23 protein-coding genes are annotated in these 23,835 nt (G+C 38.1%); 2 read left to right on the forward strand and 21 right to left on the reverse strand.

The window, feature by feature from the left end:
* Positions 1 to 72: 72 nt before the first annotated feature.
* The 3 genes from recG to AC4HCY_RS13555 all read right to left on the reverse strand — a co-directional run bounded on the left by recG (position 73) and on the right by AC4HCY_RS13555 (position 4,216).
* Positions 73 to 2,139 (reverse strand): ATP-dependent DNA helicase RecG, encoded by a 2,067-nt coding sequence (gene recG, locus AC4HCY_RS13545; protein WP_323430294.1) that lies wholly within the window; start codon positions 2,137 to 2,139, stop codon positions 73 to 75.
* Between the two features lie 78 nt (positions 2,140 to 2,217).
* Complete coding sequence (locus AC4HCY_RS13550) at positions 2,218 to 3,795, reverse strand: DAK2 domain-containing protein (RefSeq protein WP_323430312.1); 1,578 nt, start codon at positions 3,793 to 3,795, stop codon at positions 2,218 to 2,220.
* A gap of 70 nt (positions 3,796 to 3,865) precedes the next feature.
* On the reverse strand, positions 3,866 to 4,216 hold the full coding sequence (locus AC4HCY_RS13555) for an Asp23/Gls24 family envelope stress response protein (RefSeq protein ID WP_255225562.1): 351 nt from the start codon (positions 4,214 to 4,216) through the stop codon (positions 3,866 to 3,868).
* Positions 4,217 to 4,487: 271 nt separating this feature from the next.
* Here AC4HCY_RS13555 and rpmB point away from each other — a divergent pair, with 271 nt between their 5' ends.
* Complete coding sequence (rpmB, locus tag AC4HCY_RS13560) at positions 4,488 to 4,679, forward strand: 50S ribosomal protein L28 (protein WP_255225563.1); 192 nt, start codon at positions 4,488 to 4,490, stop codon at positions 4,677 to 4,679.
* Between the two features lie 122 nt (positions 4,680 to 4,801).
* Here rpmB and AC4HCY_RS13565 read toward each other — a convergent pair whose 3' ends face one another.
* The 18 genes from AC4HCY_RS13565 to dapF form a co-directional block, all read right to left on the reverse strand.
* Positions 4,802 to 4,951: a hypothetical protein gene (locus AC4HCY_RS13565; protein ID WP_255225564.1), complete on the reverse strand. Its 150-nt coding sequence runs from the start codon at positions 4,949 to 4,951 to the stop codon at positions 4,802 to 4,804.
* 238 nt (positions 4,952 to 5,189) lie between these two features.
* Positions 5,190 to 5,822 carry a thiamine diphosphokinase gene (locus AC4HCY_RS13570; RefSeq protein ID WP_323430295.1) on the reverse strand — a complete coding sequence of 211 codons (633 nt, stop codon included), beginning with the start codon at positions 5,820 to 5,822 and terminating at the stop codon, positions 5,190 to 5,192.
* Entirely contained in the window at positions 5,822 to 6,481 is a 660-nt protein-coding gene (gene rpe / locus AC4HCY_RS13575) for a ribulose-phosphate 3-epimerase (RefSeq protein ID WP_323430296.1), read from the reverse strand. The genes AC4HCY_RS13570 and rpe overlap by 1 nt, the downstream gene beginning before the upstream one ends.
* A 1-nt stretch (position 6,482) precedes the next feature.
* Entirely contained in the window at positions 6,483 to 7,352 is an 870-nt protein-coding gene (gene rsgA / locus AC4HCY_RS13580) for a ribosome small subunit-dependent GTPase A (RefSeq protein WP_323430313.1), read from the reverse strand.
* A gap of 15 nt (positions 7,353 to 7,367) precedes the next feature.
* A complete protein-coding gene (gene pknB, locus AC4HCY_RS13585) occupies positions 7,368 to 9,257 on the reverse strand; it encodes a Stk1 family PASTA domain-containing Ser/Thr kinase (protein WP_491094410.1) in 1,890 nt (629 codons plus the stop codon).
* Positions 9,247 to 10,017 carry a Stp1/IreP family PP2C-type Ser/Thr phosphatase gene (locus AC4HCY_RS13590; protein WP_491094411.1) on the reverse strand — a complete coding sequence of 257 codons (771 nt, stop codon included), beginning with the start codon at positions 10,015 to 10,017 and terminating at the stop codon, positions 9,247 to 9,249. The genes pknB and AC4HCY_RS13590 overlap by 11 nt, the downstream gene beginning before the upstream one ends.
* A gap of 153 nt (positions 10,018 to 10,170) precedes the next feature.
* Complete coding sequence (rlmN, locus tag AC4HCY_RS13595; protein WP_323430299.1) at positions 10,171 to 11,199, reverse strand: dual-specificity RNA methyltransferase RlmN; 1,029 nt, start codon at positions 11,197 to 11,199, stop codon at positions 10,171 to 10,173.
* A gap of 14 nt (positions 11,200 to 11,213) precedes the next feature.
* Positions 11,214 to 12,560 (reverse strand): 16S rRNA (cytosine(967)-C(5))-methyltransferase RsmB, encoded by a 1,347-nt coding sequence (rsmB, locus tag AC4HCY_RS13600; protein ID WP_323430300.1) that lies wholly within the window; start codon positions 12,558 to 12,560, stop codon positions 11,214 to 11,216.
* Between the two features lie 202 nt (positions 12,561 to 12,762).
* Positions 12,763 to 13,455: a zinc metallopeptidase gene (locus AC4HCY_RS13605; protein ID WP_323430301.1), complete on the reverse strand. Its 693-nt coding sequence runs from the start codon at positions 13,453 to 13,455 to the stop codon at positions 12,763 to 12,765.
* Positions 13,456 to 13,467: 12 nt separating this feature from the next.
* Positions 13,468 to 14,400, reverse strand: a complete 933-nt coding sequence (gene fmt, locus AC4HCY_RS13610; RefSeq protein WP_323430302.1) for a methionyl-tRNA formyltransferase — start codon at positions 14,398 to 14,400, stop codon at positions 13,468 to 13,470.
* 1 nt (position 14,401) lies between these two features.
* Positions 14,402 to 14,863: a peptide deformylase gene (def, locus tag AC4HCY_RS13615; protein ID WP_491096123.1), complete on the reverse strand. Its 462-nt coding sequence runs from the start codon at positions 14,861 to 14,863 to the stop codon at positions 14,402 to 14,404.
* Between the two features lie 31 nt (positions 14,864 to 14,894).
* Positions 14,895 to 17,324, reverse strand: a complete 2,430-nt coding sequence (gene priA, locus AC4HCY_RS13620) for a primosomal protein N' (RefSeq protein ID WP_491096124.1) — start codon at positions 17,322 to 17,324, stop codon at positions 14,895 to 14,897.
* Between the two features lie 247 nt (positions 17,325 to 17,571).
* Positions 17,572 to 18,783 (reverse strand): bifunctional phosphopantothenoylcysteine decarboxylase/phosphopantothenate--cysteine ligase CoaBC, encoded by a 1,212-nt coding sequence (gene coaBC, locus AC4HCY_RS13625; RefSeq protein ID WP_491094412.1) that lies wholly within the window; start codon positions 18,781 to 18,783, stop codon positions 17,572 to 17,574.
* On the reverse strand, positions 18,770 to 19,000 hold the full coding sequence (gene rpoZ / locus AC4HCY_RS13630; RefSeq protein WP_323430305.1) for a DNA-directed RNA polymerase subunit omega: 231 nt from the start codon (positions 18,998 to 19,000) through the stop codon (positions 18,770 to 18,772). Before rpoZ ends, coaBC begins: the two co-directional genes overlap by 14 nt.
* Positions 19,000 to 19,617 carry a guanylate kinase gene (gmk, locus tag AC4HCY_RS13635; protein ID WP_491094413.1) on the reverse strand — a complete coding sequence of 206 codons (618 nt, stop codon included), beginning with the start codon at positions 19,615 to 19,617 and terminating at the stop codon, positions 19,000 to 19,002. Before gmk ends, rpoZ begins: the two co-directional genes overlap by 1 nt.
* Positions 19,618 to 19,640: 23 nt before the next feature.
* Positions 19,641 to 19,925 (reverse strand): extracellular matrix/biofilm regulator RemA, encoded by a 285-nt coding sequence (gene remA, locus AC4HCY_RS13640; RefSeq protein ID WP_255225577.1) that lies wholly within the window; start codon positions 19,923 to 19,925, stop codon positions 19,641 to 19,643.
* Positions 19,926 to 19,940: 15 nt separating this feature from the next.
* Positions 19,941 to 20,819, reverse strand: coding sequence for a YicC/YloC family endoribonuclease (locus AC4HCY_RS13645; protein WP_323430307.1), 879 nt, complete (start codon positions 20,817 to 20,819; stop codon positions 19,941 to 19,943).
* A 190-nt stretch (positions 20,820 to 21,009) separates the two neighbouring features.
* Complete coding sequence (gene dapF / locus AC4HCY_RS13650) at positions 21,010 to 21,846, reverse strand: diaminopimelate epimerase (RefSeq protein ID WP_323430308.1); 837 nt, start codon at positions 21,844 to 21,846, stop codon at positions 21,010 to 21,012.
* A 177-nt stretch (positions 21,847 to 22,023) separates the two neighbouring features.
* On the opposite strand from dapF, the gene AC4HCY_RS13655 reads away from it, so the two are divergent.
* Positions 22,024 to 23,790: an Rqc2 family fibronectin-binding protein gene (locus AC4HCY_RS13655; protein WP_323430309.1), complete on the forward strand. Its 1,767-nt coding sequence runs from the start codon at positions 22,024 to 22,026 to the stop codon at positions 23,788 to 23,790.
* Positions 23,791 to 23,835: the final 45 nt, after the last annotated feature.

Here is a 23,835-nt window from a genome sequence, read left to right on the forward strand (position 1 = left end):
ATTTATCACCAGTATTTTATTTAATAGGTTATTTTTAGCGATTTGTAAATGAAGTAATTGCGCTAGTTAAAGTCAATTCAATGCAATCTTTTCAATTATTTTATCAAACTCATCGTTTAAATATTTGACCAACTTATGGTATATAGCTTCTTTAATCCCATTATCCTTATATAAATATTCTATGGCTTCCTTTGAGTTCTTTATAATATCATAATCTTTTGATAAATCTACCAGGCGAAACTCTTCTAAACCATGCTGCCTGGTACCCAGAATTTCACCGCTGCCTCTTGTCTCCAGATCTTTTTTTGCGATCAAAAAACCGTCATTAGTTTTAGTCATAAAGCTAAGTCTTTCTCTGACAACCTCGCTGTTTGAATCTGATATCAATATGCAATAAGATTGATGTTCTCCCCTGCCAACTCTTCCCCGAAGCTGGTGAAGCTGGGCAAGTCCAAATCTTTCAGCATTTTCTATCAGCATTATTGTGGCATTAGGCACATTTATTCCAACCTCAATAACAGTGGTCGAAACGATGATCTGCGTTTCACCATTTTTAAAGCTGAACATTGCCTTATCCTTTTCTTCGTTCTTCATTTTACCATAGACCAATCCTATGTTGTACTCCTTAAAATAGCTCTTTTTAATATTCTCACAATACTCCTTTGCTGAATTTAATTCCAGCTTTTCCGACTCTTCTACCAAAGGGCATACTATATATGCTTGGCGGCCTTCTCCAATAAGCTTTTTTATAAAATTATAAAGCCTGTCTCTCTTATCCGAGCTTATAAAATAGGTTTCTATCTTTTTTCTGTTTGGAGGAAGCTCGTCTATCACAGAAATATCAAGATCTCCATAGAGGACAAGGGAAAGAGTTCTGGGTATGGGAGTGGCGCTCATGACCAGCATATCAGGATTTAAACCTTTTGACTGCAGTATAGCTCTTTGTCTTACCCCAAATCTATGTTGTTCATCGGTTATAACCAAGCCCAGCTTATTAAATGCCACACCTTCACTTAATACGGCATGTGTACCGATTATTATATCTATCTTTCCTTCCCTCATATTCTCTAAAGCTTCTTTTTTACAGGCTGATCTCATACTGCCCGTTATGAGCTCTATTTTTATATTTTCGCCCCCGAGGTTGATATAGTCTCTTATGGTTTCAAAATGCTGCGCTGCCAGAATCTCTGTAGGTGCCATCAAAACTCCTTGGTAGCCGCTTTTAACACAATTAAGCAATGCTAAGAAGGCAATAACCGTCTTGCCAGATCCCACGTCCCCCTGGATCAGCCTATTCATGGCTAAAGGTTTTTCCATGTCCGCCAGCACTTCTTCCAGTACCCTCCTTTGAGCTGAAGTAAGTGAATAAGGAAGCTTTGATTCAAAGGCCCTGGCATCTTCTTTAGCCTTAAACTCAATGCCTTCCTCTCCAATAGCCGTTCTGTTCCTCATCCTTAGAAGGTATGATTGGAAAAAGAACACTTCCTGAAATTTTAATCTGTGCTGAGCCATTTCAAGGCTTTTTAATGAATCAGGAAAATGGATATTCCTTATTGAAAAGTTTATCTCCGACAGCTTGAATCTTTTTCTGAATTCTGCCGGAAACACTTCTTCCATCTTATTATCCACCAACTCCAAAGCTCCATAAATAGCTTTTCTGATTTCTTTTTGGCTCAAACCCTCAGTAAGGCCGTATTCCGGCACTATCCTGAGAGTATTTATATTATTCCCAACAGACTTTTCATACTCCGGACACTCCATTGATATCATGTTATTTATTAAGCTCGTTCTCCCTGAAAAGACGGCTATATCCCCTTGCTTAAACATATTTTTAGCAAATCGGTTATTGTAGAATACCATCGCAAGGGAGCCTGTACCATCCGAAACAAGGAATTTTGTTATCAAAAGCCCCCGCTTGCTTCTGGATTCAGAGGCTTTTGATTCTACTGCTCCTGTTATATTGAAATAACCTCCGGGAGCCGCATCCTTTATGCGGGTAATTATGCTCTTATCTTTGTATCCCTTAGGAAAATAGTATATCAAATCCTGAATCCTATTTATTCCCAGCCGTGACAGCATCCTTGCTTTAGAGCTTCCTATTCCCTTTAGTACTTGAACGCTCTCATTTAATACATTCATTTCGACACCTCGTCATATGTCTTCGATCATATAAAATGCGTAAATCTTCTTCAATTTACGCATTTTTTAATCAAATATTTATTCCACCGATAAAATATAATAATACAATGGCTGTCCCCCATAATGCATTTCCACATCGCAATCGGGATAGCGCTGCATCAATTCCTGCTCCAGCTTTGATGCATCCTCTTCTCCAATATCATTTCCATAGTACAGTGTTATCAAAGAAGCATCTTCATCTACCATACCGTCCATAACTTTATATATCACTTCAATGAGTTCTTCACCAACGGCACCTATCTTTCCTTCCATTATGCCCAGGAAATTGCCTTCTTCAATATCCACCCCATCAAAATTTGAGTCTCTGACCGCATAAGTAATAAGGCCTGTCTTTACATCCCCTATAGCCTTAGATATCTTTTTTTCATTATCCTCAGGAGATTTTTCCTGATCCAATGTCATCAAGGCGCTTATCCCTTGAGGGATAGATTTTGTCGGTGCCACTATTATATTTTTATTTGACAGTGATTTAGCTTGGTTTGCAGCCAATATTATATTGCCGTTATTAGGCAATATAATTATATTTTCTGCCTTTATCCTATCAACGCTTTTCAATATGTCTTCCGTACTGGGGTTCATTGTTTGTCCGCCTTCAATTATTTCATTTGCCCCAAGATCTTTAAAAATACTTGAGATGCCGGAACCCATTGCTACAGCAACTACCCCATATTTCTTTACTTCCTGATTTTCCGCTCTCTCTTCTTCACTTATCAATAGCTCCTCATGCTGTTCCCGCATGTTATCAATTTTTATTTTCGACAAAAAGCCGAGTTGAAGTGCCTTCTCAATTATAACTCCTGGATTGTTTGTATGAATATGAACCTTGATCAGATTTTCATCTCCTACGACTACTATCGAATCTCCGATCTCAGTAATTTTCTTCTTGAATTCTTCCGGATCCAGAGCCTTGCCCTTTATAAAGAACTCAGTGCAATAACCATATACAATGTCCTCATACACAGGCTTAGCAGCCTGCTCCGGTTCTTCTTCCGCAGCTTCTGAAAGCTGAATAATATCTTCTGAAATAAGATACTGATGCATACCCTTTAAAATATATATTAATCCCTTTCCTCCTGCATCAACGACACCTGCCTGCTTCAATATAGGAAGCATATCAGGAGTGCGGTTTAAGGTTTCATCAGCCTTTTCTATTACTTTCCCAAGAAAATCAGTAGCATTGGCCGTATTTTTCGCTATTTTTATTCCGTATTCTGCGCTTTCTCTTATAACCGTCAGTATAGTCCCTTCTGTCGGTTTCATAACTGCCTTATAAGCCGTATTTGAGCCCTCCATAAGCGCATTAGCTAAAGCTGGCGCATCTATCTCATTGACATTTTTTAAAGCTTTTGCAAAGCCTCTGAATATTTGAGACAATATTACTCCTGAATTGCCTCTGGCGCCCATCAAAGACCCGTTGGCAACGGAATCGGCTATAGCAGCGACATCCAATTCTTTGGACTTATTGACTTCTTTTACCGCCGAGTTCATTGTTAAGGACATATTGGTACCAGTGTCTCCATCCGGCACGGGAAAAACATTCAGTGAATTTACCAAGCTCTTATTGTTTTCAAGGTTATTAGCACCTGATATTATCATATTTCTAAGATGCAAGCCTTGAATTAAATCTATATGTATATCTGACAAAATTCGAACCTCCTTAATAGAGCTATACTCTAACTCCCTGCACATTAATATTGACTCTTTTTACTTTTAAGCCAGTTAGGTTTTCCAGAGAATATTTTACTTTGCTGATAATGTTGTCTGCCACAACCGATATTCTAGTCCCAAATTCAACAATAATATATAAATCTATAATTATTTCCTCTCCATCAGAAGAAACCTTAACTCCCTTGCTTAAATTTTCTCTTTTCAGCAGCTCTACTATGCCGTCTTTAGCACTTTTCGAAGCCATACCGACTATTCCATAGCATTCAGTAGTAGCTAATCCTGCTAAGGACGCCAAAACATCGTCAGATATATTTATTTCACCAAAATCTGTTTTCATTTTACCTGGCATTATATCGCCTCCCACTTTTTAAGTATATTTTATATTATATAATTATATTCTTCAACAAATAATATGCTATATACAACGCATTAAATATTCTCCATAGCTGCTATGCTGACTGATAACGATTGCTGTAAAAACTTTTTCACGTTATATATAATAACAAATAACTGGCTTTCAAAGTAAATATTTTATTCATATTATTGCCTTTAGTATAACATATGTGTTAAAATAATAGTGTTTTATTTGAAAGTTAATCTGCCGAAGGAGGTGTGCATATATGGCAAGACAATGTGAAGTTTGTGGAAAGGGTATGCTGTCAGGTAATCAAATAAGCCACTCAAACAGACACAGCAGAAGAGTTTGGCTTCCTAACATTAGAACTGTAAGGGCTTTGGTAAACGGTGTTCCAAAGAGGATTCAAGTTTGTACAAGATGCTTAAGATCCGGTAAAGTGAATAGAGCTATATAGCACAAAAGCGCGGCATCGCGCTTTTTAAAATGCATAGAAAAGTCTAGATTTCCTCAATATGCACTTTCCTATGCATTTCAAGAAAGGCTTCATCAGTTCAAAGCATCGGATGGCAGCCTTTCTTAATTTTTATACAGATAAATCCCGACATAAATCAATGCGATAGCAGAAAGCATTATCCAACCTATAAGGGGCATTGTTACAGCCAGCAAAACTCCAAGGCCTATAGAAAAAATCAAGAGTCCTATCACTTTCTTTTTCTTATAGCTCAAAACATTGTCCCTCCTCATCTACCCGAAAAGAGAATTATATACTAAGTAACATATTGAGGCAATGAGTGCTGTAATAACCGTATACCAGGCCCAAGAAGGCAATACCCTGATCAAAATCGTTCCTGCTAATACAATGCACATGACGCCTGCAAATTTCTTATAGGAATATCCCATATTGACTCCCCCAAAAAATAACCTCTATACTTATATAATACTCGTATAGAGGTCCGATTGTTACTCAATCTTTTGATTTTATAACCAATAAATAGCCTTTTTCTATTTTTATTTCTACTCTTTCTTGATCAAATACATTGCTCGTTCCATATGGATCACCAATCTCCATAACAGCTTCATCCAATTCATACCTGGCCCCGCAAACCTTTATACCTTCTACCCGCGGTGTTAGCGGAAGAAGGGAAAATAGATCTCCGGGCTTGCCTCTTATAGTTATTTTGTCATTTATCAAGTAAATTTCGTTCTGCTTATCTGCAATATACATCTTTATATTCTTATCCAGTCCCAGCTTTAGCAAGGAAATATTGGCCAGAGTATGATCCAGCCTGCTGCCGGTTACGCCTAACAGCACAATCTCACTGGAAAAATCAAGGGCTTTCAGAATACATATATGGCTATCTGTTTTATCTTTATCCCTAGGATATTCCTGTATCTTAACTCCCATTTTCTTGTAATGCTCTAGATAAAAGTCATTTGTGGAGTCAAAATCTCCAATGATCAGATCCGGGCATATGCCCATTTTATATGCGTGTCTTGTGCCGCCGTCGGCACATATTATATAATCCGTATCTTTAATAATATCCATGCTATATTTATAATCTGTGACCTGTCCATTACAGATTATTGCGGTCTTCATTATTCAGCCTCATCTGCCTTTTTCATGAGCCAAATTGTCTCTTTTATACTATCCGAATTAAATATTGCTGAGCCCGAAACTATAATTTCAGCTCCGCAATCGCACACTTTTTTAATATTGTCCAGTCCAATTCCTCCGTCCACTTGGATGGGTATATATCTATTCTTTTCACTAAGATATTCACTTGTCAAGGAAATTTTATCGTAAATGGCCGGAATAAACTTTTGCCCTCCAAAGCCTGGGTTGACCGACATAATCAATACCATGTCCAGATCATCCAAAAGATGCTCAAGAACTGAAATCGGTGTTGCAGGATTTAAAGCTAAGCCAGCCTTCACTCCCTCATTTCTTATCATCTGGAGCAGCCTGTGCAAATGCTTTGATGCTTCAGCATGTACGGTTATTATCTCAGCTCCGGCCAATACAAAATCTTTTATATACTGTTCCGGATTGTCAATCATCAAATGCACATCAAAAACCAGATCAGTCACTTTTCGCAGACTTTTAACAACGGGTGCTCCTATAGTTATGTTAGGGACAAAATGACCATCCATAACATCGATATGAAGCATATCGGCTCCAGCCTCTTCAACAGTTTTAACATCCAAAGACATATTGGCAAAATCGGCAGACAGTATGGATGGCGCAACTTTTATCAATTTAATACCTCCTATTTTTCATTAATTCACACAGAATTTGTATATAATGTTCATATCTTATGGAATTGATGTTTCCTTCATCAACAGCCTGTTTTACCCCACATTCAGGTTCTTTATAATGCCTGCAGGATGGAAATCGGCAATTTAAATACTCTTGGAATTCTGGGAACAGGTACTGAAGCTCAGCTTCATCAATATCTACTAAATCAAAGGCAGTAAAGCCGGGTGTATCAACGACCATACCTCCAAAAGCAAGCTTGATCAACTCTGCATGTCTGGTTGTATGAGTGCCCCTTTCGGTTTTATGACTCAAATCACCGATTTTTAAATACAACCCTGGATTGATAGAGTTTAGCAGCGAAGATTTTCCGGCACCTGAAGGCCCTGCAAAAACAGATATATTGCCCCTCAACTTTTCTTTCAGTTCAGAAATTCCGATTCCATGCTTAGCGCTGGTGCAAATAAAATCATAGGGAATACTTCTTAACATAGCCTTTATAGGTTCTGTTTCATTCTCTTCATCCAGATCAATTTTATTTATACAAACAACAATCTTCAGCCCCACATATTCTCCATATACCATAAATTTTTGCAGCAAGCTGATATTTATATCAGGCTTTTTTGCGGCGAATACAATTATAACCTGGTCGATATTAGCGACCATCGGCCTTTGCAGTTGATTCTTTCTTTCATGGATATTAATAACATAGCCCTGCTTCGTCCTGTCATCGACTTCAATATCCACCCAGTCTCCTACCATCGGGACTATATGGTCTTTTCTGAATCTGCCTCGAGCCCTGCATTCAAATATATGCTCGTCTGCATCCACATAATAAAAGCCGCCAATGCCTTTTGTAATAATGCCTGATATCATAGACATCCTCCATTAGAAGTTATATACTGCGCTATCATGAAAACTGTTATTTATATACACTTCAAATTTAACTTCACCTTTACCGCTTATTTCTATCCTCAAAGGACTGTCAGAAGCCGAATGGGTATTTTCATAGATCAAGGTGCTCTTATCCCCTTCAATTTTAAATATGGTCACTTTCATCCTATCCAAATTTTTCGGTAATTCGACATTCAGATACTTTTTTATAGGTTTCTCTTCAGGCCCTTTGCTCACCACGAAATCCACCACGCTTTTTTTGCTCACTTCCGTACCGGCCTTCGGGGTTTGGTTTATAACAACGCCCTTAGGAACATCATCGTTGAATTCAGGAGTTTCATTTCCCAAAATTAAATCTAATACGATTAACTGCTTTTTAACGTCTTCAATATTTGAACCTATGAAATTCGTCATAAAAAACTTCTCCGGTCCACCGCTTATGACATAATCTATCTTCGTACCCTCATCAACCTCGGTACCTTCAAGAATACTTTGTCTTATAACTATTCCGCTAGGATATGGGCTGTATTCCTGTGAAGGCTCTCCTTCTTCCAGTCCAACGCTTTCTAACAATATATCCACCTCATCATAATTCTTTCCGACGAGAGCGGGCACCGGAACCTTTTTCGGTCCTTTGCTCAAAACAACTCTGACCGGATTCGTAACCTTGTTTGATGTTTCAGGCTTTGGATCCTGCCTCACTATATGCCCTTCAGGAACATCTTTATTGAAGACCCTCTCTTCGACTACTTCCATGACAAAGCCTAAGGCTTCTAACTCTTTTCGTGCTTCTTCCTCACTATCTCCGATAACATTCGGTACATTTGCTATCTTAACATTAAATATGCTGTTCACTATTAAATAGCCGCCAAAAATAAGCAAAGCAAGAAATAGACCTGACAAGATTGCAATCACAGTGATTTTTTTACTGCTCCTGGGTTGAACCTTTTTCTCCTCCGGTTTACTTTCGACAGTCAGCTTCTCCTCAACATCAATATGCTTAATAGGCTCAATAACTTTTGTATTTTCATCTATATCCTTTTTCTTTTTTACGAAATCACCGTTAGGCATGATAAGGGATTGTTTAAGATCGGCAATAATTTCTCCTACATTGCTGTATCTTTTAGACACATCCTTCTCCATTGCTTTCATGATTATGTCTTCAAGACTTTTGGGAATCCTATTATTTATTTCCCTTGGGTTTACTGCTTCCTCCTGAATATGCTTCAGGGCCACTGATATCGGTGTTTCTCCTTCGAAGGGAAGCCTTCCTGTTACCAGTTCATACATCACTACTCCCAAGGAATAAATATCTGATTTCTCATCAGTATACCCTCCTCGGGCCTGCTCCGGTGAAAAATAATGCACAGATCCTATTATATTGCCTGTATTGGTTATGGTGCAGGAGGATACGGCCCTGGCAATTCCAAAGTCAGTAACCTTTACAGTATTATCATCCTTTATCATTATATTATGTGATTTTATATCTCTATGAACGATATGATTCATATGAGCATGTTCCAAAGCCGCAGCAATCTGAAGCGCTATATTTGTAGCATATTCAACACCCAAAGCCCCTTTAGACTTTATCAATTCCTTTAAAGTCTGGCCTTTTATATATTCCATGACTATATAGTATATGTCGTCTTCCATCCCCACATCATAAATCCCTACAATATTAGGATGAGATAAGCTGGCCGCTGATTGGGATTCTCTTTTGAATTTTTTTACAAATTCTTCATCTCCCGTAAACTCGGATCTCAATATCTTAACTGCTACGAATCTATTCAACAAGCGGCATTTAGCTTTATAGACGAGAGCCATGCCTCCGCCGCCAATTTTCTCCAATATTTCATATCTGCCTCCAAGGACCTTACCTATCATTATCTTCACCTCCAAGCTCAACTTCAATAACAATCACTGTTACATTATCAAGGCCTCCATTGAGATTAGCCTTGTCGACAAGTTCATGGCAAACAGATTGAATTTCCCTTTCGGAGGTTGCTGTGCTCAATATTTCATCATCTGATAGCATATTTGATAAACCATCGGTACACATTAGAATGAAATCCCCATTTTCTATAACAACCTTTTTTACATCGACCTCTATGGTCCTGGAGGTTCCCAGAGCTCTGGTTATCAGATTTTTCTGGGGATGATGGTTCGCCTCTTCCGGTTTGATGGTTCCATTTTTTATTAACTCTGCTACGTAAGAATGATCCTCTGTAACCTTTGACAGGCACCCGTTTTTTATTATATACATCCTGCTGTCTCCCACATGCCCTATTATCAAATTGTTTTCTACAATCAGGGCAAGTGTCAGCGTAGTCCCCATGCCTAAACGTTCTTTATTCTTCATAGAGCTATTATAAATGCACTTGTTAGCAAATAAAAAGGCTTCTCTTACTAAATTCTCATAGTCCTCTATTCCATAGCCAACAGAATTCTTTATGGCTTTTTTTAAAAAGCCCTTCACTTCAGTAACCGCCATTGTGCTGGCCACTTCACCTGCATTATGTCCGCCCATACCATCTGCTATCATACAAATGTATGGTTTGCTGTACTCGTATTTTTCTTGGCAGTAAAAAGAATCTTCATTTATTTTTCTGACCAAACCAACATGAGTAGCACCAAATGACCTCATTAAAACACCTCTATTTCTGGTTGGAATAGGATTATTAACAAATTTGCTTAAAACATTTATTTTCGACACAATATGCAAAAACCCTTTAATTTTATTATAATACCATTATACGATGGCATAAAGCCTCAATAGTATATTAATCTCAGCAATATTTTATCGGGCAATATAATTTTTTCTTAATTGACCGCATGCGCCCTGAATATCTGTTCCTAATTCCCTTCTTAACGTAACCTGAAGTCCATTGTCTTCTATTATTTTTTTGAATTTTTCCACTCTCTCATGCCCTGACCTGATATGTGCTTTCCCGGACACCGGATTTATCGGTATCAGATTTATATGGCAAAGCTTTCCCCTTAGCAGCTTGACGAGAGCATCAGCATCATTCACACCGTCATTTACATCTTTTATCAGCGCGTACTCAAACGTTATCCTTCTATTAGTTTTGCTTATATAGTAATCACAAGCTTTTATCAGCTCAGATATATTGTACTTCCTGTTTATAGGCATCAGCATGTTCCTAACCTCATCTATAGCGCTATGCAATGATACAGCCAAGGTGCACTGCAGATTTTCATCTGCAAAGCCATATACCCTCGGTACTAAACCGGAAGTAGATATGGTTATATGTCTCATTCCTATATTTATTCCGTCTTTACTGTTAATAATATTTAAGAATTTCATCAATTCATCATAATTATCAAAAGGTTCACCTATACCCATGATCACAATATTGGAAATCACAATTTCCCTTTCCCGCGCAGTTGCCATGACTTGTTCAACCATTTCACCGGCACTCAGGCTTCTCACTAAGCCGCCTTCTGTTGAGGCACAGAAGCTGCATTGCATCCTGCAGCCAACCTGGCTTGATATGCAAATGGAATAACCATGCTTATATTCCATCAAGACACATTCTACCGCATTTTTATCATGAAGCCCAAGCAAATATTTTATTGTACCGTCCTTGGATTGCTGCTTATTAATCAATATCGCCCTTCCGATATAAAAATTCTCCTCCAAAAACTCAATGATATCGCCGGGCAAATTTTTCATATCCTTAAAGTTTGCCACATCTTTGTATATCCATTTAAATATCTGTACTCCCCTGAATCTCGGGTATCCGTTTTTTATCATCATTTCTTCCAGTTCTTTAACAGTGAAGTTTTTTATGTCACATTTATCCATTGTTTCCCACTCCATCATCTTTTTATCAACCTCGCAATAAAAAAGCCATCCGTATTATGAATATGCGGGAAGAGTTCTAAATAACCTTCCTTAGCATCAGGGGCATATAAATTTTGAGGTATCAGGTTTTCTATATTATCTAAATAAAAACCGTCATTGGCGGCTAGAAATTTTTTTACTATTTCAATATTTTCATTTTTATTCAGAGTACAAGTGCTGTATATCAAAGCTCCTCCTTTTTTTACATATAGGGAAGCATTTTTAAGTATTTCATATTGAATATTTGAAAGACTGTCTAAGTCATCGGGCTTTTTCTTCCATCTCAGATCAGGCTTTCTCCTGAGCAAGCCGAGCCCGCTGCAAGGAGCATCCACCAAAACGCCGTCAGCAGCTCCTATATAAGCCTTGTCTATGCTCAGTGCATCAAACAACTGAGTTTTAACAATATTTATGCCTAACCTGCTGCAAGCCTTATTTATCAAATCCAGTTTGTGCTGATGTATATCCCTTGCGATTATTAAGCCTTTATTATCCATCAACTCAGCCATATGGGCAGCTTTTCCTCCGGGCGCACTGCAAACATCTATTATCAGTGAATCGGGTTTGGGATTCATGACCTTGCTTACCAGCATGGAGCTCTCATCCTGGACTGAAAAAAAACCCTTATTAAAAATTTCTAAGCTTTCAATAGAGGATGTTCCTCTCACGCTTACAGCCTCTTCGTTGTATAAACCCTCAGAACATGCAATGCCGTGACCTTCAAGATCATCAATGACCTCCTGCTTATTTGTCTTAAGCTTATTAATCCTTATTGTTAGGGGAGGCACATCATTATTGCTTTTCATCAATTCTTCGGTGAATTTATCTTCAAAGTCCTTTAGCCATTTTTCTACCAGCCAGACTGGGTGAGAATATTTAACAGATAAGTATTCTGCCAATTTACCTTTATCCGGATATCCAATCGTCTCTTTATTCCTCACAATATTTCTCAGCAAGCCATTTACAAACTTGGATGATCCCATATTCCCATATTTTTTGGCTAACTCCACGCTCTCATTGCAAACTGCCGAGTCAGGAATTTTATCTAAAAACATTATTTGATAGACTCCGCACCTTAGAATATTTTTTATATTGGCAGATATTTTTTCTTCTTTAATATTTGAAAACTTGCTCAGCACCCAATCGATATATATCATATTTCTCAATGTACCGTTTACTATTTCCGTTACCAGGGCCTTATCTAGCTTTTCCAAGCCGGAGCTGTTCAATTTTTTTCTTATCTCAATGTTTGAATAAGCCCCTCTGCTGATAACCTTGCTCAAAATCAAATAGGCTTCTTCCCGGGCCCAGCTTTTATCCATATGATGCACTCCTTATCTAAGACACTGTTCAACATCTTCTTGTACCTTATCTTTTGGCAGTTTTTCCGCCATACTGCGTTAAATTCTCTCAGAATACCACCGGTATTACTGCGAAAATTTGCCTTGTCTGACTAAAAATCTGTTCAAAATCTCAGCCACCTGCAGATACTAAACAGGTTCTAAAAAACTGATAGCAATGCTATCAGTCCCTTCTCCCTCTTATAAGCAAAAGTCTTAATAATTGCAGTACAGCAGTAAGCGTAGCAGCTACATAAGTAAGTGCTGCAGCGGATAGAACCTTCTTCGCACCATAGACTTCGCCGCTTCCAACAAGTCCATAGTCCTCTAATGCAATTATTGCTCTTTTGCTGGCATTATATTCAACAGGCAAAGTCACTATTTGAAATAATACCACTGCACTGAAAAGATATATCCCCAGGGTAAATAAATTCATCATCCCTAATGCCAGTGCTATTATGATCAAGAACCAGGATGCCTGTGAGCCTATGGAGGCAATTGGGGCAATCGTATTTCTCAAAGTGAGAGGCATATAACTTTCGCTATGCTGTATTGCATGGCCGCATTCATGGGCAGCCACTCCCGCCGAAGCCAGCGAAGCCCCATTATAAACCTCCTGGGATAATCTGAGCACTTTAGTCCTTGGATCATAGTGATCTGTCAAATGTCCTCTGGTCTGTTCAATGGGAACATTGTAAAGACCATTTGCATCCAGGATCCTTCTTGCGATTTCATAGCCTGTATAGCCATTGCTGTTTCTGATCCTCAGAAACTTATTGAATGTTGATGAAATCTTTGTTTGGGCATAAAAGGCAAAAGCCATAGCCGGAATTAGCAATATAAACGTAGGATCGTAATATCCGTATCCGTAAAACATTAAACATTCCTCCTAACCAATAAAGATGTTATTTTCTATACTGTGGCCTCTCAAGTAGTCCTCAACTTTCATCCTCTTCTGGTTTTCAAACTGAATTTCAGAGATGGATAAAAAGCCTTTGCCGCAGCTGATGACTATGCTATCTGTGTTTACTTCAATAATTTTGCCCCAATCAGTATTAAGCCTTTCAGCATCAACAGGTTTTGAAGTATATATTTTAAACATTTTATCATTATAATAAGAAAAAGCGCCTGGCCAGGGATATGTTCCCCTTATCAGGTCATAAATTTTCTTGCAATCCCATGACCAATCAATCTTGCCCATATCTTTTGTAAGAATCGGCGCATATGTGGCTTCTTCGTTATTCTGCTTCGTCCTTATAGAACACCCGGATAATATATCCTCTATGGTCTTAAGCAAAACTTCTGCACCGGCTATGGAGAGTTCATCATGCAGCTCTTTTGCATTTGTATCTTTCCCAATCCTGACTTCTTTTCTTGCAAGCATATCGCCCGTATCAAGGCCTATATCCATATACATCGTCGTTATGCCGGTGACTTCATCTCCATTTATTATGCTCCAGTTTATAGGAGCTGCTCCCCTGAGCCTCGGCAATAATGAAGCGTGGACATTGATGCAGCCGAAAGCAGGTATATCAAGAATTTCTTTGGATAATAACTGCCCAAAAGCCACTACAATTATTATATCAGGCTTAATATCTGTAAGGAATTTTACAAATTCAGGACTTTTTATTTTTTGCGGCTGATGCACCTCCAGCCCCATTTCCAATGCGGCTGCCTTTACCGGAGGGGCTGCAAGCTTATTTCCTCTTCCTTTGGGCCTGTCAGGCTGTGCCACCACAGAGCATATATCATATCCCTTATCATATAATGCTTTTAAACTGGGCACCGCAAAATCGGGTGTGCCCATAAATACTATTCTCATATCATTCTCTTCCTTGTTCTTTTATCGTTATAGCTTTATCCGTAAATAATATCCCATTCAGATGATCTATCTCATGGCAAAGAGCAACGGCTAATAAGTCTTCCCCGGTAATCTCAAAGGTCTCTCCCTTTCTGTTCTGAGCCCTGACAATCACCTTCTCGGGTCTTTTTACCATACCTGATTTACCTGGAATGCTCAAACAGCCTTCTTCTTTGCACTGCTCACCTTTTTCATAGACTACTACGGGGTTTATGAGTTCTATCAAACCGTCCCCAACATCAATGACAACCACTCTTCTCAGAATCCCCACCTGGGGGGCTGCCAAGCCCACTCCCTCGGCTGCCTTCATAGTTTCAACCATGTCATCCAGAAGAGTAATAATCCTATCATCTATATTATCTACTTTTTTTGAAATTTTTCTTAATATTTCATCTGAGTCTTTTCTTATCTCTCTAATAGCCATCATATTCCTCCTACAAATATCCTTAGCAATACTATAGCATATTTAGCGGGTTAATATCCATACTAACGCTTACCTCTTCTAAATTTAAAAATGCTGAGTTGTTAAAATCCCTAAATATTTTAAGCACTTCTTCTTCTTTGACCGCTTTTAAAACCAATTGCCACCTATGCCTGTTATTTATTCTTGAAAGGGGAGCAGGTGAAGGCCCCCATATTTCAATATTGCAATCATCACCACGTAATTTATTCAGCAATTTGCCGGCTTCTTTGGCAGCCTTTACTACTGCATCTTCCCCTATGCCGCTTATTACTATATGTCCCAAATGAGAAAACGGAGGATAATTCATCTCCTTCCTCATCTTTATTTCATCCTTATAAAATCCGACATAGTCATGATTTTTAGCGTATAATAAGCTGTAATGCTCTGGTGAGTATGTCTGGATTATAACCGTACCCGGCTTGTCACCCCTGCCTGCCCTTCCTGCAGATTGTGTGACCATTTGAAAGGTCTTTTCTCCCGCCCTAAAATCAGGCAGGTTCAAATATGTATCCGAGGTGATAATGCCCACCAATGTGACATCCGAAAAATCATGGCCTTTTCCTATCATCTGGGTCCCGATCAGCACAGAAGCTTCTTTATTCCTGAATTTATCGAGTATTAATTTATGAGAATTCTTCCTGGTCGTTGTATCTGCATCCATCCTTAAAACATCTACATTATCAAATGTATTTTGAAATTCTCTTTCGACCCTTTGAGTTCCAATGCCGAAATACTTAATATAGCTGCTTTTGCAGCTTGGACATTCCTTAGGGTTTGGGCGGGAATATCCGCAATAATGGCAAGTAAGATAATTACCCTTAGCATGATAAGTCAGAGAAATATTACAGTTCGGACATTTAGCCACAAACCCGCAGCTTCTGCAGGAAACAAAGGTGGAATAGCCTCTCCTGTTTAAAAACAGTATTATTTGATCCTTCTGCCCTAATGCGATTTTTATTTCTTCCGCCAGGCTATGGCTGAAAATACTCTTATTCCCTGACTTTAACTCCTCTCTCATATCCACTATTTTTATATTCGGCATGACTTTGTTGTTAACTCTGGTATTAATAGACACCAGAGCCATATTATTCAACTTATTTGTTGCCTTAAAATAGCTTTCAATGGAAGGCGTAGCAGAGCCAAGTAATAAATGAGCCCCTTCTATATCACATCTTTTCATTGCAACTTCCCTGGCATCATATTTGGGCCTGTTCTCTGATTTATATGTATTTTCATGTTCTTCGTCGATTATTATTATTCCAAGCTTTTCAAAAGGAGCAAATATTGCGGATCTCGCGCCGATGGCCACCTTGGCTTTCCCCTCAGCAATTCTTCTCCATTCATCATATTTCTCACCGTTCGAAAGGCCGCTGTGCAGCACTGCTACAGTATCGCCGAACCTGCTTACAAAGCGTCTGATCATTTGGGGAGTCAGAGATATCTCAGGAACAAGAACAATGCCTTGTTTGCCCTTTTTCAATTCAGCTTCTATCAATTGCAGATATATTTCTGTTTTTCCGCTGCCGGTAACACCATGAAGGAGTATATGATTTCCTTTTTTGAAGCATTCTTCTATTTCTCCCAAGGCTCTACATTGCTCCTTAGTAAGGATTTTCTTGCTCTCTGCTTGAATTCTCTCCTGTACCAATCTGTAGGTCTCTTTTTCCTCGATTCTGATAAAGCCCTTGCTAAGCAGGTTATCAATAGTAGCTTTACCGATTGCATAATCTTTTTGCAAAGCTTTAATGCTGATACCTGGTTTAGAACTAACTGTATCCATCAGCAGCCTTTGTTTTTTTGCATTGGCTGGAATTTCTGCGGTTTCAGTATCGGGGTAGACAAATTTTTCATACATTATATTCTCTTGGCTCTTTACTTTTTGATGTTTCTTGAGTACCCCAAGCTTTATGAGCTTTTTGACTGCATTCTCCAAAAGATTATCATTAAAATTATCTCTTAATTCTTCTTTTGTAGCCCCTCCTCCGTTTTCCTCCATAAAATCCAAAATATCCATAAGTGTTTGAGGATTGCCTTCCTTCAGCAAATCTATATTTTTGCTGTTCTGGTTCAACTCATATATATATGTGTTTTTAATCCTTATATTAGCAGGCAATGCTCCATGAATGGCTTCAATATAATAGCACAGGTATTTTTCCCGCATCCATTTTATGAGCTTAAGCATATCTGCGGACAAAAATATATCATCGCTGGGCAATCCCGCTATAGCCTTAAGCTTGCTCATTTCCAAATCAGTATTGCTTTTTAAGCCTACTACATAACCTGCAATTTTTTTATTTCCTCTTCCAAATGGCACTATCACCCTGTGCCCAACTCTAATTTTTAGACCCTGGGGAATTAAGTAGCTATAAACCCTATCCGTTTCTTTGCATTTATTATCTACTATGATTTGTGCAATCTTCATCTCATTCAAAATATCTCCCTACCTCCCCCTTAAAAAAACTCAGGATTTTTAACCACCGAAAGGCACTGAATTTTTCAAGAAAAAACACGAAAGGATTTTTTATAATCCTAGGAAAGTATAATTTTAGCTCAATATAAATTTGACCTAATTAATTACGAAAAAGGCTTCCTCGATTGTTAAAATAATTCCAATGGAAGCCTTTATTATTTTATTTTTTTATTGATTTTTGTTAATTATTATCAAACTTTCAATGGTTTCCGTCTCCCAATTGCTGCAAATGCATCACCTTATCCAATATCAGATCTGCCAATTGATGCTTTGACATCTTCGGTATGCTCTCTACATTTCCGCCTCTGTCAATTATTTTTACAATATTTGTATCGGTCGCAAAGCCGGCCCCTTCCGTAAACAGATCATTAGCCACTATGAAATCAAGATTTTTTTTCAATACCTTTTCCTTTGCATTCTCTATAAGATTCTGTGTTTCCATTGCAAAGCCAACCAATATTTTATCCCCTTTTATTTTACCCAGTTCATATAATATATCCGGATTTTTTACCAGCTCTATGGTTAGATTTTCGTCCTTTTTTTTGATTTTCTGATCATGGGCTATAGCAGGAGCATAATCCGCCACTGCAGCGCTTTTTATTATTATCTGAGCCTCGTCGAAATGCTCCATAATCCTTCTCTGCATGTCCTTCGCGGAATTTACAGAAATCAGGCGGACGCCCTTGGGAGTTTTTAATGCGGTAGGCCCTGATATCAGATATACCTTGGCTCCTCTTTCTGCAGCTTTTTCCGCAATAGCATAGCCCATCTTCCCTGTAGAATGATTGGAAATAAACCTCACCGGATCTATAGGTTCCCTTGTCGGACCCGCAGTAATAATAATTGTTTTATCCTGGAGATCCTTCTTTGTGTTCAATATTTCATTTATACAAAGCTCTATATCATAAGGTTCAGCCATCTTGCCTTTTCCGATATCACCGCAAGCAAGCCTGCCTTCTCCCGGCTCTATGAAATGGTAACCAATCTCTTTCAAACGGTCAATATTGGATTGCAGGATTTTATTTTCATACATGTTGCTGTTCATAGCAGGTGCAAATACCAAAGGTGCTGTCGTTGCCATTGCTACAGTGGTCAGCATATCATCAGCTATGCCATTTGCTATTTTCCCTATGATATTGGCTGTAGCAGGCGCAATAACAACAGCGTCAGCTTTTTTTGCCAGAGATATATGTTGAATCTCCCAATATTTAGGTTCTTTAAACATATCGACGATCACTTGATTGGAAGATAGTGCCTGAAAGGTTAACGGGTTGATGAAATTAATAGCGTTTTCAGTCATTATCACATCTACATTGGCCCCTGCCTTGACTAAACGGCTTACTAAATCACAAGACTTATAAGCAGCAATACCGCCGGTCACACCTAAAACTATGTTTTTATTCTCTAGCATTACTCTCACCTGATTGCTTATTTTGTTTTCCACTGATGCATTCAAGCTTGCCTTCTGCAATCTCCTGTATGGCAATGGTTACCGGCTTTATGGAGTTGATATCCACCAGGCTCGGCTGGCCGTCTACCAGCTGCCTGGCCCTTTTAGCCACTGCAACAACAAGTGTATATTTGCTGTCAACCTTCTGAAGTAATGTATTTATTGTAGGACTTATCATTATAATTCCTCCTTGAACTCTGATAAATCAATATGATATCTACTTAATCTGCACTTTTCCGCTTTAATTATGCAATAAATCTTTTCTACAGCGCTGTTTAAATTGTCATTAACAACAATATAATCATAGTATTTTGCTTGTTGGACTTCTTCAAAAGCACAAGTCATTCTCTTATTCATATCTTTTTGAGTCTCAGTCCCTCTTTTGACAATCCTGTTCTTTAGCTCTTTAAAAGAAGGCGGCATTATAAATATAAATATGCCATCCTCATAGTTTCTTTTAACCCGTTTAGCTCCTTGGATGTCAATTTCCAAAATAACATCTTTTCCATTGCTGATCTTATCCATAACATTTTTTTTAGGAGTACCGTAATAATTATCATAAACACGGGCAAACTCTAAAAAATCTTCGCTTTCAATCATCTTTTCAAAAACTTCTTTTTCTTTGAAATAATAATTTATGCCATCAATTTCACCCTGACGCGGTCTTCTTGTAGTGGCTGAAACAGATAGCTCTAAATTATCTATACCTCTTTTCATCAGCTCCTTGCAAATCGTACCCTTCCCAACAGCCGAGGGACCGGAAATCACAATTAGCAATCCTTTATTATTTACCATAGATGCCTCACCTTACACAATACTTATTCTTCAACCGGCTCTTCTTCTTCCTCTTCCTCCGATTCAACCTTGTCTACCAGCCGGTGGGCTACTGTTTCGGGCTGTACTGCTGATAATATGATATGATCGCTATCGGTAATGATCACCGCTCTTGTGCGTCTGCCATAGGTTGCGTCTATCAGCATCCCCCTATCCCTCGCTTCTTGCACTATTCTCTTTATAGGCGCAGATTCAGGGCTTACTATAGCTACTAGCCTATTTGCCGATACAATGTTGCCAAACCCTATATTGATAAGTTTAATGCTCATTCTAAATCCTCCTAATTATTCTATGTTTTGTATCTGTTCCCTAATTTTTTCTATTTCGGTTTTTAAGTTCACCACATTATTGATTATGTCTATCTCAGCGCCCTTTGAACCTATTGTGTTTACCTCTCTGTTCATTTCTTGAATTATAAAGTCAAGTTTTTTCCCGATAGTACCTCTGGAATCCATTGTTTTTTCAAACTCTGATATGTGACTTCTCATCCTTACTATTTCTTCATCTATACTGCTCTTATCTGCCATTAATGCCACTTCCGTCATAAATCTGCTTTCATCAAGAGGTATACCTTTACTCAATTCCAATATTCTTTCCCGGAGCTTATCCATATATGCATAGACCAAGCCTTCGTCTTTCGCATCTATTTCATCAACTATCTCCTTTATATATCGCAACTTGCCTTTAATATCCGTAAAGAGTCTCTGTCCCTCTCTCTCTTTCATCTGAGACAAACCTTCAAAGGCTTTTTCTAAAGCCGCCTTCAAAATTCTCCAGAGCTCATCTTCCTCTTTCTCAACCTTTTCTACTTTAATAATGTCTGAGAACCTGGTTAACAAAGAAAGATTAATATCGTCTTTAATATTGAATTCGTCTTTTATTGCATTTAAACACTCTATATAAGATCTGGTCAAATTAGTGTCAAGCTTTATTTCTACATCCTGCCCAAAGGAATCATAATTGATAAAGATATCAACTTTTCCTCTGCCTATCTTAGAGGCTGCATATTCTCTAACCTTCTCTTCCAAACCTGATACAATTTTGGGCATCCTTATAGAGAAATCGCTATATCTATGATTTACGGTTCTGACATCAACAGTAAAGCTTATATTATCTTCGCCATACTCTCCCCGCCCAAACCCTGTCATACTTTTTACCATCATATCCATCCTTCCAGATAGTTTTAAAGAAACTGCCAGTTCATTAAGTTCTATATAATTTTATATAATTTTATCCAAAAACACAATAGGAAGATTCTACAGATTTTATCTGTTGTATTAACTGATAACGATTGCAAATGCCCCAGGGCATCCTCTCTTGCTCCTGTGGAGCAATTCACCTTATGCTCCGGGACTAAGACTTTGTAAGCTTGCCTGAAAATACCTCCTTGGCTGTACCTTCCATATATATATTATTCTGTCCATCCCATTGAATAATTAAATCTCCGCCCCTTAAATGAACCAATACCCTGTTGTCAAGCAGATCATTAACAACGCCTGCAGCTACACTGGCACACGCGCCTGTGCCGCAAGCCTGAGTGTAACCTGCTCCCCTTTCCCAAGTTCTTAAAATTATCTCACTTCTGCTGAGTATTTTTACAAAATTCACATTGGTTTTAAGAGGGAAAAAGGGGCTCTCTTCTATTTGTTTCCCTTCTTTGATGATGTCGCTATCTGCCAGTTCATCCTTAAATATGACAGCATGGGGAACTCCCATAAGCATTGCAGTGATATCATATGCTGCAGAGCCAATTTTTAATTTTATATTTTTTACCGTTTCGCATTCTATATTGCATGGAATAGCCTTAGGATCAAATGCCGGCTTTCCCATATCAACTTTAATTTTCGTTACCTTATCATTTTCTGTTCGAATTTCTGTTATTATCTCTCCAGCAAGAGTTTCAATATGTATTGTTTTTTTCTTGATTATGCCCTTCTCATATAAATATTTGGCAAAGCACCTTGTTGCATTGCCGCACATTTGAGCACTGCTGCCGTCTGAATTATATATTATCATTTTCACATCGCAGCCTTTGCTATTCTCTGCCAATAAAATACCATCTGCACCAATGCCAAAATTCCTATGACACAATGCTCTTATGATATCTTTTTCAAATTTCAATTTTCCCTCCCTGTTGTCAATGATTATAAAGTCATTTCCAAGTCCGTGATATTTATAAAAATCTATCATAATTACCCTCCTGCCTATCTCTTATTCGTATTATAGCACATAGCTGTTTTTATAACATATATGTAACTTTTATTTTTCTTGTATCGTGAAATAATAAATTTGGTGCAAGCTCAATTATTCATGTTATAATCTTATTAGCTTTACAAGAAATTTGTATATATTCCGGGAGGTAATGATATGCCCTTTGATGGTATAACCGTAAGCTCTATAGTATCAGAATTAAATACTGCTATCCTAAATGGCAGGGTAGAAAAAATATATCAACCTGAAAAAGATGAAATAACATTTAACATCAGAAATAATAAATCAAATTATAGATTGCTTATCTCGGCCAGTCCTGTGTATCCCAAGATACATCTTACCGAAGATAATAAAAGCAATCCAATGAATGCACCTGCCTTCTGCATGCTTCTTAGAAAGCACCTTACAGGTAGCCGCATAATCACCATCAAGCAGCCGAGCCTGGAGCGGGTGATTGAAATAACCTTCGACTGCATCGACGAGATGGGATACAGCATTGAAAAGTCTATCATAGCAGAAGTAATGGGACGCCACAGCAATATTATATTTATTGATAGCCAAGGCATGAACATAATCGACAGCATAAGAAGAGTGAGCAATGATATGAGCAGCATAAGAACGATTATGCCGGGCTTTAAGTATGTATATCCGCCCTCTGATAATAAGAAAGACCCGCTTATGATCTGCGAAAGCGAATTTTTATCAGGTATCCATTCTCTGTCTGCAAGCATCAAAGCAGATAAATATCTTGTGAAAGCCTTTTATGGAATAAGTCCTATAGCTGCGCAAGAAATATGCTTCAGAGCAGGGATTGAATCCGATCTGGATATAAAGATTCTGAATAAGGAGCAGCTTCTGTGTCTCTTCAGCGAGTTTCACAGGTTAATAGAGCAAATAAAATCCAAGGATTATAAGCCCAATATTATAATGGATGATTCAAAAAATATAGACTTTTCAGCTATTGAATTAAGCATATATAATGATTTTAAAAAAACTTATATGGATAGCATCAGCAAAACTATCGAAGCCTTTTATATTCAAAAAGATAAAATTGACAGAACAAAGCAAAAAACCGGCGATCTCAGCAGAATAGTAAAAATAAAGCTGGAAAGAGATGAAAGAAAGCTCAGTGTTTTGGAAAAAGAGCTCACAGAAGCAAGAAACGCTGAATATCACCGGCTTTGTGGGGATATTATAATGGCCAACCTTTATAGAATCAATAAAGGGGAAGAAAAAGCAATCCTGCCCAACTTCTTCAGCGAGCAGGAGGAAAAAATAGAAATAGCCTTGGATCCTCGTTTATCTCCAGCAAGCAATGCTCAAAAATATTATAAGCAATATAATAAGTCGAAGGTTGCTCTAAAGTTCCTTTCAAACCAGGTAGAACAGGTTTTGGAGGAAATAGTATACCTTGAAAGCATACAGGATAGTTTAAACAGAAGCTTAGAAGAACAGGAGATAAATGAAATCAGGATGGAATTAGCAGAAGGAGGCTACATTAGGAGAGGGAAGGAAAACAAGAAAACCGTTAAAGCCTCCCAGAAAGTTTCAAAGCCAATGCATTTTATTTCTTCATCCGGCTTTGATATATATGTAGGTAAAAACAATACGCAAAATGATTATCTTACATTAAAATTTGCATCAGCAAATGACCTCTGGTTCCACACAAAGGATATCCCCGGCTCCCACGTCATAATAAAAACGGATGGGAAAGCTGTTGATGACAATACATTGTCTGAAGCAGCAAATCTGGCTGCTTATTTCAGCAAAGGCAAGTTGTCCTCCAATGTACCTGTGGACTACACCTGGAAAAAGAACGTTAAAAAACCTTCCGGTGCCAAACCCGGCAAAGTGATATATGAAAGCTACAAAACAATTTATATAACTCCTGATGAAGGGAAAATAAGCCGTATGAGAAAATAAAAGGATCTGGTCCATAAACCAGATCCTTTTATTATACATAAATAT

This window comes from Lutispora sp. QWL-02 (genome assembly GCF_058315355.1).